General features: G+C 70.6%; 13 protein-coding genes and 1 tRNA gene. 6 read left to right on the forward strand and 8 right to left on the reverse strand.

The features are described 5' to 3' along the window. Positions 1–37: 37 nt before the first annotated feature. Complete coding sequence (locus ACGFNP_RS41680) at positions 38–751, reverse strand: hypothetical protein (RefSeq protein ID WP_358322966.1); 714 nt, start codon at positions 749–751, stop codon at positions 38–40. Positions 752–803: 52 nt separating this feature from the next. Between ACGFNP_RS41680 and ACGFNP_RS41685 the strand changes: the two genes are divergently transcribed. The 3 genes from ACGFNP_RS41685 to ACGFNP_RS41695 all read left to right on the forward strand — a co-directional run bounded on the left by ACGFNP_RS41685 (position 804) and on the right by ACGFNP_RS41695 (position 2,488). After that, positions 804–1,196 (forward strand): OsmC family protein, encoded by a 393-nt coding sequence (locus ACGFNP_RS41685; protein ID WP_358322963.1) that lies wholly within the window; start codon positions 804–806, stop codon positions 1,194–1,196. Positions 1,197–1,444: 248 nt separating this feature from the next. Further along, positions 1,445–2,368, forward strand: a complete 924-nt coding sequence (locus ACGFNP_RS41690) for a nucleoside hydrolase (protein WP_393328286.1) — start codon at positions 1,445–1,447, stop codon at positions 2,366–2,368. Between the two features lie 46 nt (positions 2,369–2,414). Continuing rightward, positions 2,415–2,488 (forward strand) — tRNA-Lys (locus ACGFNP_RS41695). A 47-nt stretch (positions 2,489–2,535) separates the two neighbouring features. Here ACGFNP_RS41695 and ACGFNP_RS41700 read toward each other — a convergent pair. From ACGFNP_RS41700 to ACGFNP_RS41720, 5 genes are all read right to left on the reverse strand, one after another. Then, positions 2,536–3,300: an SDR family NAD(P)-dependent oxidoreductase gene (locus ACGFNP_RS41700; RefSeq protein ID WP_393328289.1), complete on the reverse strand. Its 765-nt coding sequence runs from the start codon at positions 3,298–3,300 to the stop codon at positions 2,536–2,538. 84 nt (positions 3,301–3,384) lie between these two features. Next, complete coding sequence (locus ACGFNP_RS41705) at positions 3,385–6,288, reverse strand: BTAD domain-containing putative transcriptional regulator (protein WP_393328291.1); 2,904 nt, start codon at positions 6,286–6,288, stop codon at positions 3,385–3,387. A 99-nt stretch (positions 6,289–6,387) separates the two neighbouring features. Next, the gene (locus tag ACGFNP_RS41710) at positions 6,388–6,654 is read right to left on the reverse strand and encodes an amidohydrolase family protein (protein ID WP_393328717.1); all 267 of its coding nucleotides are present in this window, start codon (positions 6,652–6,654) and stop codon (positions 6,388–6,390) included. Positions 6,655–6,658: 4 nt separating this feature from the next. Next, positions 6,659–7,186, reverse strand: coding sequence for a hypothetical protein (locus ACGFNP_RS41715; RefSeq protein WP_393328294.1), 528 nt, complete (start codon positions 7,184–7,186; stop codon positions 6,659–6,661). Positions 7,187–7,476: 290 nt separating this feature from the next. Beyond that, positions 7,477–9,012 (reverse strand): MFS transporter, encoded by a 1,536-nt coding sequence (locus tag ACGFNP_RS41720; protein WP_393328296.1) that lies wholly within the window; start codon positions 9,010–9,012, stop codon positions 7,477–7,479. A gap of 90 nt (positions 9,013–9,102) precedes the next feature. Between ACGFNP_RS41720 and ACGFNP_RS41725 the strand changes: the two genes are divergently transcribed. Then, positions 9,103–9,858: a TetR/AcrR family transcriptional regulator gene (locus tag ACGFNP_RS41725; RefSeq protein ID WP_393328299.1), complete on the forward strand. Its 756-nt coding sequence runs from the start codon at positions 9,103–9,105 to the stop codon at positions 9,856–9,858. Positions 9,859–9,922: 64 nt separating this feature from the next. On the opposite strand, the gene ACGFNP_RS41730 is transcribed toward ACGFNP_RS41725, so the two are convergent. After that, positions 9,923–11,128: an amidohydrolase family protein gene (locus ACGFNP_RS41730; protein WP_393328302.1), complete on the reverse strand. Its 1,206-nt coding sequence runs from the start codon at positions 11,126–11,128 to the stop codon at positions 9,923–9,925. A 102-nt stretch (positions 11,129–11,230) separates the two neighbouring features. On the opposite strand from ACGFNP_RS41730, the gene ACGFNP_RS41735 reads away from it, so the two are divergent. Beyond that, the gene (locus tag ACGFNP_RS41735; protein WP_358322940.1) at positions 11,231–11,824 is read left to right on the forward strand and encodes an HD domain-containing protein; all 594 of its coding nucleotides are present in this window, start codon (positions 11,231–11,233) and stop codon (positions 11,822–11,824) included. 7 nt (positions 11,825–11,831) lie between these two features. Here the strand turns inward: ACGFNP_RS41735 and ACGFNP_RS41740 are convergent, their stop codons facing one another. Beyond that, positions 11,832–12,548 carry a FadR/GntR family transcriptional regulator gene (locus ACGFNP_RS41740; protein ID WP_393328304.1) on the reverse strand — a complete coding sequence of 239 codons (717 nt, stop codon included), beginning with the start codon at positions 12,546–12,548 and terminating at the stop codon, positions 11,832–11,834. Positions 12,549–12,687: 139 nt separating this feature from the next. Here ACGFNP_RS41740 and ACGFNP_RS41745 point away from each other — a divergent pair, with 139 nt between their 5' ends. Beyond that, positions 12,688–14,295 carry an ABC transporter substrate-binding protein gene (locus tag ACGFNP_RS41745; protein ID WP_358322934.1) on the forward strand — a complete coding sequence of 536 codons (1,608 nt, stop codon included), beginning with the start codon at positions 12,688–12,690 and terminating at the stop codon, positions 14,293–14,295. Positions 14,296–14,299 lie beyond the last annotated feature (4 nt).

Consider the following 14,299-nt stretch of genomic DNA (forward strand, 5'->3'; position numbering starts at 1 on the left):
TTCGCAGCAACCGTCCCACGGCGCGCGTAATGCCTTGTTAAACCAATGGCTTACGTTTGAAGTTGGTTGTCTTGACCTGCGCCTTCGGTACGGACAGGCGCGTGAGAGCGCCCCGGACGTACCGCTTGAAGGGCCGCGGGCCGGCGACGATCACGGTGCGTTCGGCGATGTCGGGCACCTGACGGCTCAGCCCCGAGGCGCTGAGCCGTTCCTTGGCCCGGGGGTCGTGTTCCTGACCGGCGACGACCACCAGGCCGTGCTCGGCCTCCAGCTCGCGTAGCTCGTCCGTCACCCGGTCGGTCCGGTAGACGGTCACCGTGTCGCCCGTGTGGGTGGCGAGCAGGTCGCGCAGCCCGGCGGGTTCGAGATCGGCGACGATGAGCAGGGAGCCCCTGGTCGTGGCCCGTACGGCGTGGTGCCAGACGGCCATCACGGCCGCGATGCCGTACAGGAGGAGGGAGCCGGCGCGGCTCGCGGTGGTCACGTACGCGGTGGAGCTGAGCTGGTGTGTCACCAGCACCGTGCCCACCACGTACCCGGCCAGGCGCAGGCGCCGCCTGGCCTGCTCCGACCGGAGGAGCTCCGGCGCCTTGACCGACAGCAGCCCGAGCGCCACCAGCAACCCGGCGACGGCCCACGCGGAAGGACGCCACGGGTACCCGAACCCCGGCTGGATCGCACCGAACTCGGCGACCGCGACACCACACCAGAACACGATGAGAGGCTGATTCGCCTTTGCCTCGCTAGCCATGGGATAGACGATGCGCGCCGAACATGAGAGGCGTCTGAGTAGTGTCTGAAACATGGCTAACGTACGTGTTGAGCGGACCGAAGACGGCGGCTTCCGGGCCACGAACGCCCGTGGCGCGGAGGTGCGGATCGGCGGCGGCGACGAGGATGGCGCCTTCACGCCCGTCGAGCTGCTGCTCGCGGCGGTGGGCGGGTGCAACATCGTGACGGTGGAGCCGCTGACCGCCAAGCGCGGGCAAAGGCTGATCCGCCTGGCGATGACCGTCGGATCGGAGAAGATCGAGCCGAACCTGCTGGGTCCCGTCACGGTGACCTATGACGTCGAAGTCCCGTCCGAGCAGGCGGATGAGGTCTTCCGGGCGGTGGCCGAGCGGGTGCACGCGAAGTACTGCACGGTCAGCCGCTCCCTCCAGGAAGGGACGGAGGTCCGTTTGGAGATCCCTTAGCCGGATTAGGCGGACATTCGACCCCGCTATGGCACGTTCGTTGCATTCGCCTCGGTAGTGTCGAGGCAGGTCAAGAGTCCTGCGACTGACTTGCAGACTTTTACCGAAGCGGACGCGGAGGGGGACCGCTGTTCGCAGTGCGGGACCGCCGGCGTTTTTGGGGGAAATCGCTGGCCTGGACCGCCCTCGGTCGGGGCCGGACAGTTGGGGGACTGTCCGGCCCCGATTCATGCGTATTGTTCGGTTCTGTGACAAAGGTCCTCATTGACTGCGATCCCGGCATCGACGACGCGCTCGCCCTGGCGCTGGTAGCGGGCACCCCGGCCCTGGAGCTGGTCGGCATCACCACGGTCGGCGGCAACGTCGACCTCGCGCTGACCACGGCCAACGCGCTGGCGCTCAGGGAGTTCCTCGACCTCGGGAACGTTCCGGTCGTTCCAGGCAGCGCGGGCGCGCTGGTGCGCCACACGGTCCGCGCCGCCGACGTCCACGGCCTGTCCGGCCTGGGTGACGCCGTCCTCCCACCGGCCACCCGCCCCGTTTCCGACGGCCACGCGGTGGACTTCATCGTGGAGACGCTGCGGGCCGCCCCGGGCGAGATCACGCTGGTCGCCATCGGCCCACTGACCAACATCGCGCTGGCCGTACGCCGGGAGCCGCGCGTCGTGGAGTGGGCCCGCGACTTCGTGATCATGGGCGGCTCCTTCACCCGCGGCAACACCAATCCCGCGGCGGAGTTCAACATGCTGGCCGACCCGGAGGCGGCCGCGATCGCCTTCGACGCCGGCTGGACGGTGAAGATGCTCGGCCTCGACGTGACGCTCACGGCCATGGTGACCAGCGAACTCCTGGACCGGATGCGCCCGCTCGGCCGGCTGTCCGAGCTGCTGGTGCCCGCCGCGCAGTTCTACGGCCAGGTCACGGCGGACGACGGCCCGGCCATTCATGACGCGTGCGCCGTGGCGTACGTGATCGACCCTTCGCTGTTCACCTGCGTACCGGCACGGGTGAACGTGGAGACGGCCGGCCGGTACACGTCGGGGATGACCGTCACCGACTTCAAACTCCGTGACGGACGGCCCAACGCCTTGGTGGCGACGTCGCTGGACGTGAAGCGGTTCTGGGAGCTGGTTCTGGGGGCCTACGAGGCGCTGGGAGAGCGGCTCGGATGATGTTCTGGGGGGTGCGCGGCGGCTGCTACAGTTACATCTGTTGCGGGCGCCGCTAGCTCAGTTGGTTAGAGCAGCTGACTCTTAATCAGCGGGTCCGGGGTTCGAGTCCCTGGCGGCGCACCGACAAGGAAGCCCCAGCTCATGTATGTGAGCTGGGGCTTCTTCAATTATCCGAGCGGGCCGAGGAACATGCCGCCGGTGGCGTCCAGGACGTTCGCGGTGATCCAGCGGGCGTCGTCCGAGGCGAGGAAGGCGACGGCGTCGGCGATGTCGGCCGGTCGGCCGATCCGGCCGAGCGCGGTGCCCGAGGTTATGGCGGCCCTGGTCTCCGGGGCGTGCAGGACGCCGTTCACGTTGGTGTCGGTCGCGCCCGGGGCCACCGCGTTCACCGTGATGCCGCGCGCGCCGAGGCTGTTGGCCAGGGTCCGGGTCATGATCTCCACGGCGCCCTTGCTCATCGCGTAGGCGATCTGGGTGGACAGCGCGATCCGGGCGGACAGCGAGGAGATGTTGATGATGCGCCCGCCGTCGCGCAGCAGCGGCAGTACGGCCTGGACGAGGAAGAAGGGCGCCTTCACGTTGATCGCGAAGACCTCGTCGAACTGCCGCGGCGTCAGCCGGTCGATCGAGCCGGCGAACAGCGTGTCCAGGTTCCCGCAGGCCGCGTTGTTGACCAGGATGTCCAGCGGCTGTCCGCCCAGGCCCGTCACGAGCGCGTCCACGTCGCCCGGCACGCCGAACTCGGCCTGGACCGCGAAGGCGCTGCCGCCGGCCTGTTCGATCGCGGACACGGTCTCCTTGGCCGCTTCGACGCTGGTGGCGTAGTGGACGGCCACCCGCGCGCCGTCGGCGGCCAGGCGCTGGGCGATGGCGCGGCCCATGCCCCGCGATGCGCCCGTGACCAGGGCGGTCTTTCCGGTGAGGTTCGGCATGGTGAACTCCAGTCAGTCAGTGATCGGTGTGTGCCCCCAACCCTCGATGCGGCCGCTCACCGAACGCTTACCAACCGCTGGCAGTCACGCTTGCGGCGGACCGAGAAAGGCCGCGGCCATGCCTTCCGCCGCGATGGTCGCGGCCGGCAGGTTCCCGTGAACGAGTGCGGCGATGAGGGCCAGGTGGCAGTAGGACTGCGCCAGGCGGGCGTCGTTCTCGCTCTGGGCGATCCGGCTCAGGCCGATGAGGACCTGCCACCGCGTCCATCGGGTGCTCATCGACTCCCGTTCGCATCCGTCCATGGCCAGTCCGTACAGCTCGCGGGCGCGGGCGAGATCGCCGTCCAGGCGCGCGAGGTCGGCGAGCCCTCGCTGCGCGTCGGCCTGCGCCTCGGGCAGGCCGGTGCCGCGGGCGAGCTCGGCGGCGCGCTCGTAGTCCTGCCGCGCGGCGGTGGGCCGGCCGGCCGTGGCCAGCGCGTCGGCGTTCCTGACGAGCATCCGCGTCACGTCCTCCACCGCGCCCAACTGGCCCGCCAGGTCGAGGGCCTCTGCCATCAGCGGTACGAAAGCCGCTTCGTCCCCTTGCAGGCCGCTGAGCCAGGCCAGGTTGTCCAGCGCCGTCGCGATTCCCCAGCGGTCGCCGACCGCGCGGAAGCCGCCGAGCGCCGCGCGGAACGCCCGCTCCGCCTCTGCCGGATCTCCGTCGAGCAGTCCTCTGGTGCCCGCGGCCAACCGGGCGAAGGCCCGGGACCACGGATCGGCCCCGAACACCTCGTCCCGGCGAGGTCCGAGCACCATGAGCCGGAGCACGGCCAGGAACGGGTATCGCGGCCCGGCCGCGGTCGGGGCCGACGGCAGGCGGTCCAGCCACAGGCGTAGTTCGCGGTCGTAGCCGTCGCTCGACGCCGCCGCGTGCGCGAGGCACAGGACGTACTCCTCCTCCTGGCCGGCGGACGGCTCGGGGCCGATCATCTTGAGGAGTTCGGCGGCCATCGGGCCGCGGCCGCCGCTCAGCCCCCGCAGTTGCCCGTGCCACGACAGGGCGGTGATCAGCTGGACGGCGAGCAGTGGGTCGGCGCGTACGGCCCAGCGCAGCGCGGCGTCGAGATTGCCGCGCTCGGCGTCGAGTCTGGCCAGCCAGTGCAGCTGGTCCGGGCCGCGCAGGTGGGGTTCGGCGGTCCTGGCCAGGTCGAGGAAGTACGCCGCGTGCGCCGCCCGCAGCCGCTCGCCCTCCCCGGTGCCCGCGAGCCGTTCGGCGCAGAACTCGCGGACCGTCTCCAGCATGCGGTAGCGCCCGTCGGCGGTCTCGACCAGGGATTTGTCGACGAGGTCGGCCAGCCGTTCGACGACCTCGGCATCCGGCAGCCCGCAGACCCGCGAGGCCGCGTGGAGAGTGGCGCCGTCGACGAACACCGTCAGCCGCGCCGCCAGCGCCTGCTCGTCCCGGCTCAGCAGGTCCCAGCTCCAGGCCACGACCGAGCGGAGGGTCTGATGACGGGGCGCCGCCGTACGATCGCCGCGGGACAGCAGCGCGAACCGGTCGTCGAGCCGTACCGCGACGTCGTCGAGTGTCAGCGAACGCAGCCGGGCGCCGGCCAGCTCGATCGCCAGCGGCAGCCCGTCGAGCGTCCGGCACACGTGGAGCACCAGGGAGATGTTGGCGTCGCCGACCGCGAAACCGGGACGGACGGCCGCGGCCCGGTCGGCGAACAGCCGCACCGCCGGAAGCCCGAACCCGTCCGAGGCCGCGGCTTCGGGCGGCGGGACCGCGAGGGGCGCGACCGGGCACAGCGTCTCACCGGTGACATCGAGCCGCTCCCGGCTGGTGACCAGGATCCGCAGGCCACTGCAGGCGGCCAGCAGGTGGCGGGCGAGCCGGGCGACCGCGTCCAGGACGTGCTCGCAGTTGTCCAGGATGAGCAGCAGCCGCCGCCCGGCCAACCCCGAGACCAGCCGGTCGATGGCGTCGAGCGGGCCGGACAGCGACGGCACCAGCCCGGCTTCCCGCAGGCCCAGCGCGCCGATCAGGGCTTGCGGGACGTCGGAGACCGGGGCCAGGTCGACGAAGCGGACCTCTCCCGGCTCCCGCGCCGCCGCCTCGATCGCCAGCCGGGTCTTCCCGACTCCGCCCGGCCCCGTGAGCGTGACCAGCCGGCCCCTTTTGAGCAGCTCGCCGACCCGTCCGAGATCCTCCCCGCGCCCCACGAAACTGGTGAGCTGAGCGGGGACCCCGGCTCGTGGAACCTCGGCGAGCGTGCGTTCGGCGCGGAGCACCGCGAGGTGGACGTTCTGCAGCTCCGGGGAAGGGTCGACGCCGAGCTCGCCGGCCAGGGTCCGCCGGGCGTCCTCGTACACTTCGAGCGCCTCGGCCTGGCGACCGCTTCCGTACAGCGCGCGCATGAGCTGCCCGCGCAGGCGTTCCCGCAACGGATGCGCGGCCATGATCCCCGGCAGCTCCGCCACCAGGTGATGGTGCTCACCCAGGCCCAGCCGCGCCTCGATGTGGTCTTCGAGCACGGCGATCCGCAACTCCTCCAGGCGGGCGGCCTGCGGCTCGGCGAAGGGCGCGGTCATGACGTCGTCCAACGCCGGTCCCCGCCACAGGTCCAGGGCCGACCGCGTCAACGGCGCGGCCTTGACGTGATCCCCGGCCGCGAGCGCCCGCCGTCCCTCGGCGGCGAGCCGCTCGAACCGGTGAACGTCGACGTCCTCGGGATCGACCGCCAGCCGATAACCGGCGGGACCGAACTCGACCAGCTCGCCACCCGCCGCCCGGAGTCCGCGGCGCAGTCGCGACACCTGGGTCTGCAGCGCGTGCGCGGAATCGCTCCGGCCGTACAGGCCCTCGACGAGCAGCCGCACGCTCACCTCCTGGCCCGCGTCCAGCAGCAGCATCGCCAGCAGGGAACGTACGCGCGGGCCGCCGACGCTGATCAGCCCGCCGTCGTCGGACCGCACCTCCACCGCGCCCAGGACCCCGAACCACATGCCAGCGATTATCGACCTGCGCGGGCGCTCGTGGATTTACTCGGGGTACGAAGCGCCACTCCGGGGACGAAGACGCGGCGAGCGCGTCCCGGACGGACATCAGGTCTTGGCGGCGGCCTCGATGCTCGCCAGCAGGCGGTCGCGGTCGGCTGCCGAGAGGTAGCGGCCCCGGGTCATCACCGAATGGATGCGCAGGGTGTTGCGGATGTCGTCGAGCGGGTTGGCGTTCAGGACCACCAGGTCGGCGAGGTGGCCTTTGCGGATGGTGCCCAGCGAGTCCTGCAGGCCGAGGTGGCGGGCCGGATCCCGGGTGGCCGCCTGCAGGGCCGCCATCGGGGTGAAACCGGCCGCCACCAGCTGGGCCAGCTCGTCAGGTACGCCCCTTGGTGAAGATCTCCGCCAGGGCGGCCTTCCACGACTCTTCGGTACCTGGCGGCAGGTAGCGAAGCCGCTCCTTGTCGGCGACGACGTGGTCGGGCAGGTCCGTGACGCGGTGCATGACCAGGGTGGGCGTCATGGCGGCGCCGCTCTCCTTCAGCTGGGCGTAGACGTCGGCGGCGCGGTGCGGGTCGTACGTGGTGCAGGCGAGCCAGTCCGCCGGGTGGATCGCGGCGAACCAGTCGTGGACCCCGGTGCCCTTGCCCTGGATCTTGATGGCGTCGATCAGCCGGCGTACTTCGCTCTCCTTGCCGGAGACACCGAACAGCGCCGGGAAGAAGTGCTCGAAGCTGCGCTGCCCCGCCCGGGCGGCCTCGACGATGGGGACGGCGTCCGCCGCATGACCGCAGACGGGCAGACGCAGCCTGCGGGCCTCATCGGCGATGGCGAGGAAGCTCTCGCGGTCCAGCCTGCTGTAGACCTTGATGAAGTCGGCTCCTGCGCGCTTGGCCTTGCGCACCTCCCGACGTCCCTGCTCCGCAGCTGGAGATCTGCGGGGACCGCGACGTCGTGGCCGAGGGCGGCGATCCGGCCGTTCCTGACGATCACCGTCATGTCCGGCCGTGGGCGGGCGCCGGTGGCGTCGATCACCGTGACGCGGGTCAGCGCGATGGCCGCGCCGCCACTGTCCGTGTGGGTGGGGGACGTGCGGGCGGGGGAGGTGCGGCCCAGCCCCAAGGCACCGGCCACTCCGACCGCGAGCGCGTTCCGGCGGGACAATTCCATGGGAGATTCCTGTTCTGTACGAGGTCAGTGGGTGGCGACGGCCGGTTCGTGGTCGTCGATGACCTTGGGCACGTGGCGCAGAGTGATGAGGGCGGCGACCGCCACCAAGGTGGCGAAGCCGGCGCTGCCGAGCAGGGCGACGTGCATGCCGTTCACGAAGGCCTCCCTGGCGGCCGTGGTGAGCTGACCCGCGAGCGTTCCGGGCAGCTTGGTGGCGACCTGCATCGCCGCGCCGAGAGAGTCGCCGGCCGCGCTCCGCGCGCCGGCGGTGAGCCCGGCGGGCGGTACGAGGGTGTGGCGGTAGACGGCGTTGAGGATGCTGCCCAGTACGGCCATGCCCAGCGCGCCGCCGAGCTCGGTGGCGGTCTCGGAGATCGCCGAGGCGGCTCCGGAACGTTCCTTCGGCACCGAGGCCAGCACCGTGTCACCGGTGATGGTCAGGGCCAGGCCCATGGCGCCGCCGGAAAGGATCATCGGGATCAGCAGCACCAGGTAGTTCGACTCCACGCCGGCCAGCAGGAACAGTGCGTAGGTCACCGCGGCGACGATCAGGCCGGTGGCGACGGCGCGGGCCCGGCCGAGCGCGTTGATCAGGACGGGCGCGAGCACGCCCCCGCCGACCATCGAGGCCAGGGCGGCGGGCAGCCCGGCCAGGCCCGAGGTCAGCGGCGTCCAGCCGAGGACGAGCTGGAAGTACTGGGAGAAGATCAGCGACTGGGCGACCAGGGCGAACATCGCGAAGAGGTTCGTGCTGATCGAACCGGTGAACGCGGCCCGCCTGAACAGGCTGATGTCGATGAGCGGGTCCGCCGCCCTGCCCTGCCGCACCAGGAACAGGACCAGCCCGGCGACGCCGACGACGACGGAGATGACGACGTGCGCCTCGGTGAGGCCGTACAGGGCGGCCTCCTTGACCCCGTACACGATGCCCAGCACGCCGACGGCGGACAGCGGCACGCTGAGCAGGTCGAGGCGGCCGGGCCGGGGGCCGCGTGCCTCGGGCAGCACGACGAGCCCGGCGACGAAGGCGACGGCCATGATCGGCACGTTGATCAGGAACACCGAGCCCCACCAGAAGTGCGTCAGCAGCGCGCCGCCGAGCACCGGGCCGAGCCCGACCGCGAGCCCGCCGGCCGCGCTGAAGATCCCGATCGCCGACGTACGCTCCTTCGGCTCGGTGAACACGCGGCGGATGAGGGACAGCGCGGACGGCATGAGCGTGGCCCCCGCGACGCCGAGCAGCGCCCGTGCCGCGATCAGCAGCTCCGCGTTCGGGGTGAACGCGGTCAGCGCGGAGGCGGCGGCGAACCCCACGGTGCCGATGAGCAGCAGCCTCTTGTGGCCGATGCGGTCGCCGATCCCGCCCATCGTGACCAGCAGGGCGGCCAGGGCGAAGCCGTACGCGTCGGCGATCCACAGGATCTGGGTGGCCGAGGGGTGCAGGTCGCGGTTGAGGTTGGGAATGGCCAGGTTGAGGGCGGTCATGTCGATGTTGGGGATCACCGCGACAAGGCAGGCGATGACCAGCGTGCCCCACTTTCGGGCGTTGGAGATGGGCATGGGGGAGCGCCTTTCGATAACTGTGTCCGACGGACACTCGGTGTACGATAGACGCAGTTTCAGGGCGGCGCAATGCGAAGGGGAGCTCAGATGGCGGCGAAGAAGGACGGCGAGTTCGGGTCCAAGGATCAGGCGAGCGCCCTGGAGCTGCTCTGGGGGGCGGTCGGCCGGCCGACCCGGGGGCCCAAGCCCGCGCTCAGCCCCGAGCGCATCGCGCGGGCGGCCATCGGCATCGCCGACGCCGAAGGGCTCGCGATGGTCTCCATGCAACGGGTCGCCGCCGACCTCGACTTCACGAAGATGTCGCTGTACCGCTACTTTCCCGGCAAGACCGAGCTGATTGCCTTCATGATCGACACGGCTCTGGGGGAGCCGTCCGCCCTGGGCGGGGGGGACTGGCGGGCCAAGCTGGGGGAGTGGGCGCGGCGGTTCTGGGAGGTCCTCCGGCAGCACCCTTGGCTGCTCCAGGTCACCGTGGGTCAGCGGCCGGTCGGCCCCAACGAGCTCGGCTGGCTGGAGTGCGCCGTCGAGGCGCTCGCCCCGACCGGGCTCGACGGGGCCGAGCAGCTGGACGCGGTCGTCCTCGTGACGGGTCACGTTCGCAACCTGGCGCAGCAGGTGCTGACCACGGTGACGCCGGCGGGGGTGCGGGCGGGCAGCACCGAGGGGGAGCTGATCTCGGTTCTGGCCGAGCTGCTGGAGCGGCACGGCGAGCGGTTCCCCGCCCTCACGACCGCCGTCGCGTCCGCCGCCGCCGCCGGGTCCGCCCAGGACGACGCGCTCGACTTCGGGCTGAATCGCATCTTCGACGGTCTGGAGCTCCTGATCGCCAAACGCGCGAAGTAGCCGGGCGATCGGCCCGCTCGACCGGGTCGGCCGACTCGGTTCGGTCGGGTCAGGCCGGGCCGGGTCAGGCCGGGGTGTGGGTCTGTCGTACGCCGCGTCGCCAGATGTCGGCGATGGCGCGGGTGTCGGTGATGTTCCGGGTCGGGTCGCCGTCGACGAGCAGCAGGTCGGCGCGGAGGCCCGGGGCGATCCTGCCCCGGTCGGAGAGCCCGAAGTGGCGGGCCGGGAGGCTGGTGGCCGCCGCGAGCGCCTCCGCCGGCGTCAGCCCGGCCTCGGTCAGCAGCAACAGCTCGTGGTGCAGGCCGGCGCCGTGCGGCGGCCCGAAGGGGGTGCAGTCGGTGCCCGCCAGCAGCGGCACTCCGGCGCGGAAGAGGGCCAGGGCCGCGTGTGAGGCGTTCGTCACGCCTTGGGAGTGCAGGGGGATGTCGCTGAACTCCCGGTTGAAGGTGGCCTTCGACCGCTCCGACATCCGGTCCGCGACCCGCGGGTCACGCAGGAGCTCCGTGCCGCCGGGATCGCCGGTGACGGCCTCCATGTACGTGATCGTGCTGATGACGAACGCGTCGTACGCGGCGATCCGGGCGGCCATCTCCTCGGCCCCGGCGGGATCGGTGTCGGCGTAGAGGTGCGCCAGCCCGTCGGCACCCACGTCCAGGGCGATCATCGCCTCCCGGGCGGTGACCGTGTGCGCGATGGCCTTGATCCCGGCGGCGTGCGCCGCCTCGACCAGGACGGCGGCCAGCTCCGGGCTGAGCACGGGCAGTCGCGTCCCGCCCGAGGCGCCGTCGTCGACCGCGATCTTCAGGTAGTCGGCGCCCTCCGCCAGCCGGGCCTCGACGAACGCCTTGGCCTGGCCGGAGTCCGCGACGGTGTCGATCGTGGCGTCCGTGCCCAGCATCTTCAGCACGTCGGGGGTCATGATCTGGGTCGGATGCCCGCCGGGCGCGGTGGCGATGACGCTGGAGCTGCGCAGGTCGGCGACGTCGTCGCGGTCGGCGGCCAGCCGGCGCTGCTCGGCCAGGAGGGGCGGCAGGTTGTTCAGGTCGAGCTCGGTGGTGACGCCGAACCGCAGCGCCTCGGCGAGGTCTCCGTCGAAGGCGTGCGCGTGCGCGTCGATCAGGCCGGGGAGCAGGGTCTTGCCGGTGCCGTCGAGCTCGATGTCGGCGGGGCCGCCCGGCTCGCCGATGCGGTCGCCGTCGATCAGCACGTCGGCACGGGGGATGGTCCGCTCACCGTCGAAGACACGGACGTTATGGATCAGGGTACGCATGTCACTCCTGAATTTGATTCGATGTCTAACTATCTTAGGGCGGAAAGAAGCACCATCGGATAGTAAGGCGTCAAACTATCTATGTCCACTAGCATCTGGAGCGTGACTGAGGTCTTCACGAACTGGAAGTCCTGGCAGGACGCCGCGCGGCCACTCGCCGTGGCGCTGCCGGAGGAGACGGTCGAGGTGCTGGAAAGGGCCGTGGCCTTCGCCGTTCGGCAGCACGGTGATCAGCGGCGGCCGACCGGTGTGCCGTACGTGGAGCATCTGCTGGAGGCGCTGGAGATCGCGGTGATCGGGGCGCAGGTGCGCGATCCCGACGTACTGGTGGCGATCGTGCTGCACGACGTGGTCGAGGACACCCCGTGCACGCGCGCGGAGATCGCCGAGCGGTTCGGGGAGCACGTCGCCGAGCTGGTCGGGTGGGTGACCAAGCCCGGCGTGGCCCCCGGGCAGGACAAAGCGGCGGTCAAGGCGGCCTACCTGCGGGCGCTGGCGGGAGCGCCGCGGCAGGCCGTGCTGGTCAAGCTGGCCGACCGGGTGAGCAATGTCCAGGAGCTGCACCGGATGCCGGTGGAGTTCCAGCGGCGATACCACCGGGAGACGGTGGCGCACGTCGTGCCGCTGGCGGCGGCGTCACCGTGGTTCGACCGCTGGTTCGCCGAATGGCGGGACGACTATCGGGCGTTCGAGTAGAGGCCGGTCAGGACAAGCGGGTGGGCAGGCGGGCCAGGCGGTTGCGGACGCCGTCGAAGTGGGCGAAGACCGCCGCGACCGCCGCGCTCTTGTCCCCGGCCTGAACGGCCGCGTAGATGTCCCGGTGCCGCTTCGCCACGTCCGCCGGCGGCTCGTCCGGTGCGCCGAGCTGGTCGCGCAACTGGTGGTACACGTCCCAGAACGCCCCGAGCAGCTGGCTGACCAGGGGGTTGCCGAGCGGCCGGTAGAGCAGGTCGTGGAAGAGCCGGTCCGTCTCCGGTGACACGTCGCCGACCAGCGCCTCGCTCTCCATGCGCGCCATCACGTCGGCGACCGGCGTCAGGTCGGCCTCCGGGCCCAGGTCGATGAGCCGCTGGACCAAGCCGGCCTCCAGGATCTCGCGGATCTCGGTGAGGTGGGAGAGGTGGTTCTTGCCGTCCTGGAGGGTGATGCGGCTGTGGAAGGCCAGCTCGTCGACCAGCCCGGCCAGGGACATCCGGCCCACGAACATGCCGAAGCCGTGGCGGATGTCGACGATCCCGACCGCCTGCAGCGCCTTGAGCGCCTCCCGGACGGAGTTGCGGCTGACCTGGAGCTCTTCCATGAGCTCGGATTCGGTGGGCAGCGGATCACCCGCCATGAGCCCGCGCTGGAGGATGAGCTCTTTGACGCCCTCCTGGGCCTCGACGGCTCGGCTTGGCCGCGAGCGCGGGACAGTGGTCATGAATGATCCCTTCTAAGTATGCGCTTAGGTAACATTCCGGAAATCTCCTGTTGACCTCAACCGGGCCCGGCCCATAGCGTCCACCCTACGCACAACATAGGACATGGGACGTCCTACGTTCCAGTTCCAGGAGGCATCCGTGAGCTCTGAGTTCAGCCGCCGTGACTTCCTGCGCTACAGCGGGGCAACGGGTGCGGCGGCGTTCATCGCGTCCACCCTGACCGCCTGCTCGGGCGGGCCGGCCTCGACCGGTTCGGTCGGCGCCGGATCCAACAAAGACCTGATCACCGCGGTCATCGGCTATGGCAACGACCAGAGCTGGGATCCGACGCAGACTGCCTCGGCCTTCGCGATGGCCGGCATCCAGCACGTGTACGAGGGCCTGCTCGACACCGATCCGATCACCCGCGAGCCGTTCCCGGCCCTGGCGACCGCGCTGCCCGCGGACCTGAACGCCACCTCGTGGAAGTTCACCCTCCGCGACGGCGCGAAGTGGCACGACGGCCAGCCGGTGACCGCCGACGACGTGGTCTTCACCTTCGAGCGCATCCTCGACCCGCAGGCGAACGTGCTGACCGGCAACTTCTTCAAGTCCTGGCTCCAGGAAGTGAAGAAGATCGACGACAAGAACGTCGAGCTGGTCTTCAAGTTCGCCTTCCCCGACGCGGCGCCCCGGCTGACCATCGCCAAGATCATGCCCAAGCACGTCTTCAGCCAGGCCGGCGCCTGGGACGCGGCCAAGACCGGCAAGGCCGTCGGCTCGGGGCCGTACAAGCAGACGGCGCACAACCCCAAGAGCAACACCACCTTCGAGGCGTTCGCCGACTACAACGGCCCGCGTCCGGCGTCCGCCAAGAAGATGAACTGGCTGACGATCGTGGACGCGGCGGCCCGCGTCGCGAAGATCTCCGGCGGCTCGGCCGAGGCGCAGATCGCCGACAACATCCCGTACGCCAACGTCGAGCAGCTCAAGCAGCAGGGGCTGACCGTCGAGGGCGGCGCGGGCATGAACCACATGTTCCTGATGTTCAACACCGGCGCCAAGCCGTTCGACGACGTCCGCGTACGGCAGGCGCTGCACTACGCGATCGACAAGAAGAAGCTGATCGACGTGGCCCTCAAGGGGCACGGCACCGCCTCCAGCTCCTTCCTCAACGAGGGCCACCCCGACCACAAGCGGGCCTCGGTCGTCTACGACTTCGACCAGGAGAAGGCCAAGGCCCTGCTCAAAGAGGCGGGCGTGACCAACCTGACGATCAACCTGATGGCCGTCAACGTGAGCTGGATCGCCGACTGCCTGCCGACCATCGCCGCCTCCTGGGAGGCGATCGGCGTCAAGACGACGCTGGAGCCGCAGGACACGGCCGCGCTGTTCGCCAAGATGGACCAGTTCCAGGACTACCAGGTGGTCGCGGCGGCCTCGAACCCCAACCAGTTCGGCATGGACTCCGACCTGATCCTGCGCTACAACTTCGTGCCCGGCGGCCTGTGGATGAAGTACAGCCACTGGGGCGAGAGCAAGGACGCCAAGTCCCTGTTCACGCAGATGGACGAGGCCACCAAAGAGCCCGACAAGGCGGCTAAAGCCGCTAAGGTCCAGAAATATCTGGATCTCATCGCCGAGCAGGCGGTCCTCTACCCCGTCGTCCACACCGAGCTGATGACCGCCTGGGACCCCAAGAAGTTGTCCGGCATCCGCGCGCAGGCTTACCCGGGCATCAACCTGCTCCAGGCCAAGCGCACCTGACATG

Source organism: Nonomuraea sp. NPDC049269, assembly GCF_043197155.1.
GTDB lineage: Bacteria > Actinomycetota > Actinomycetes > Streptosporangiales > Streptosporangiaceae > Nonomuraea.

Coding starts and splice junctions, on each gene's coding strand:
- ACGFNP_RS41725 (WP_393328299.1), top strand. CDS start 9,103: ATGGCGGCGAAGAAGGACGGCGAGTTCGGGTCCAAGGATCAGGCGAGC.
- ACGFNP_RS41730 (WP_393328302.1), bottom strand. CDS start 11,128: ATGCGTACCCTGATCCATAACGTCCGTGTCTTCGACGGTGAGCGGACC.
- ACGFNP_RS41680 (WP_358322966.1), bottom strand. CDS start 751: ATGGCTAGCGAGGCAAAGGCGAATCAGCCTCTCATCGTGTTCTGGTGT.
- ACGFNP_RS41720 (WP_393328296.1), bottom strand. CDS start 9,012: ATGCCCATCTCCAACGCCCGAAAGTGGGGCACGCTGGTCATCGCCTGC.
- ACGFNP_RS41705 (WP_393328291.1), bottom strand. CDS start 6,288: ATGTGGTTCGGGGTCCTGGGCGCGGTGGAGGTGCGGTCCGACGACGGC.
- ACGFNP_RS41740 (WP_393328304.1), bottom strand. CDS start 12,548: ATGACCACTGTCCCGCGCTCGCGGCCAAGCCGAGCCGTCGAGGCCCAG.
- ACGFNP_RS41700 (WP_393328289.1), bottom strand. CDS start 3,300: ATGCCGAACCTCACCGGAAAGACCGCCCTGGTCACGGGCGCATCGCGG.
- ACGFNP_RS41685 (WP_358322963.1), top strand. CDS start 804: ATGGCTAACGTACGTGTTGAGCGGACCGAAGACGGCGGCTTCCGGGCC.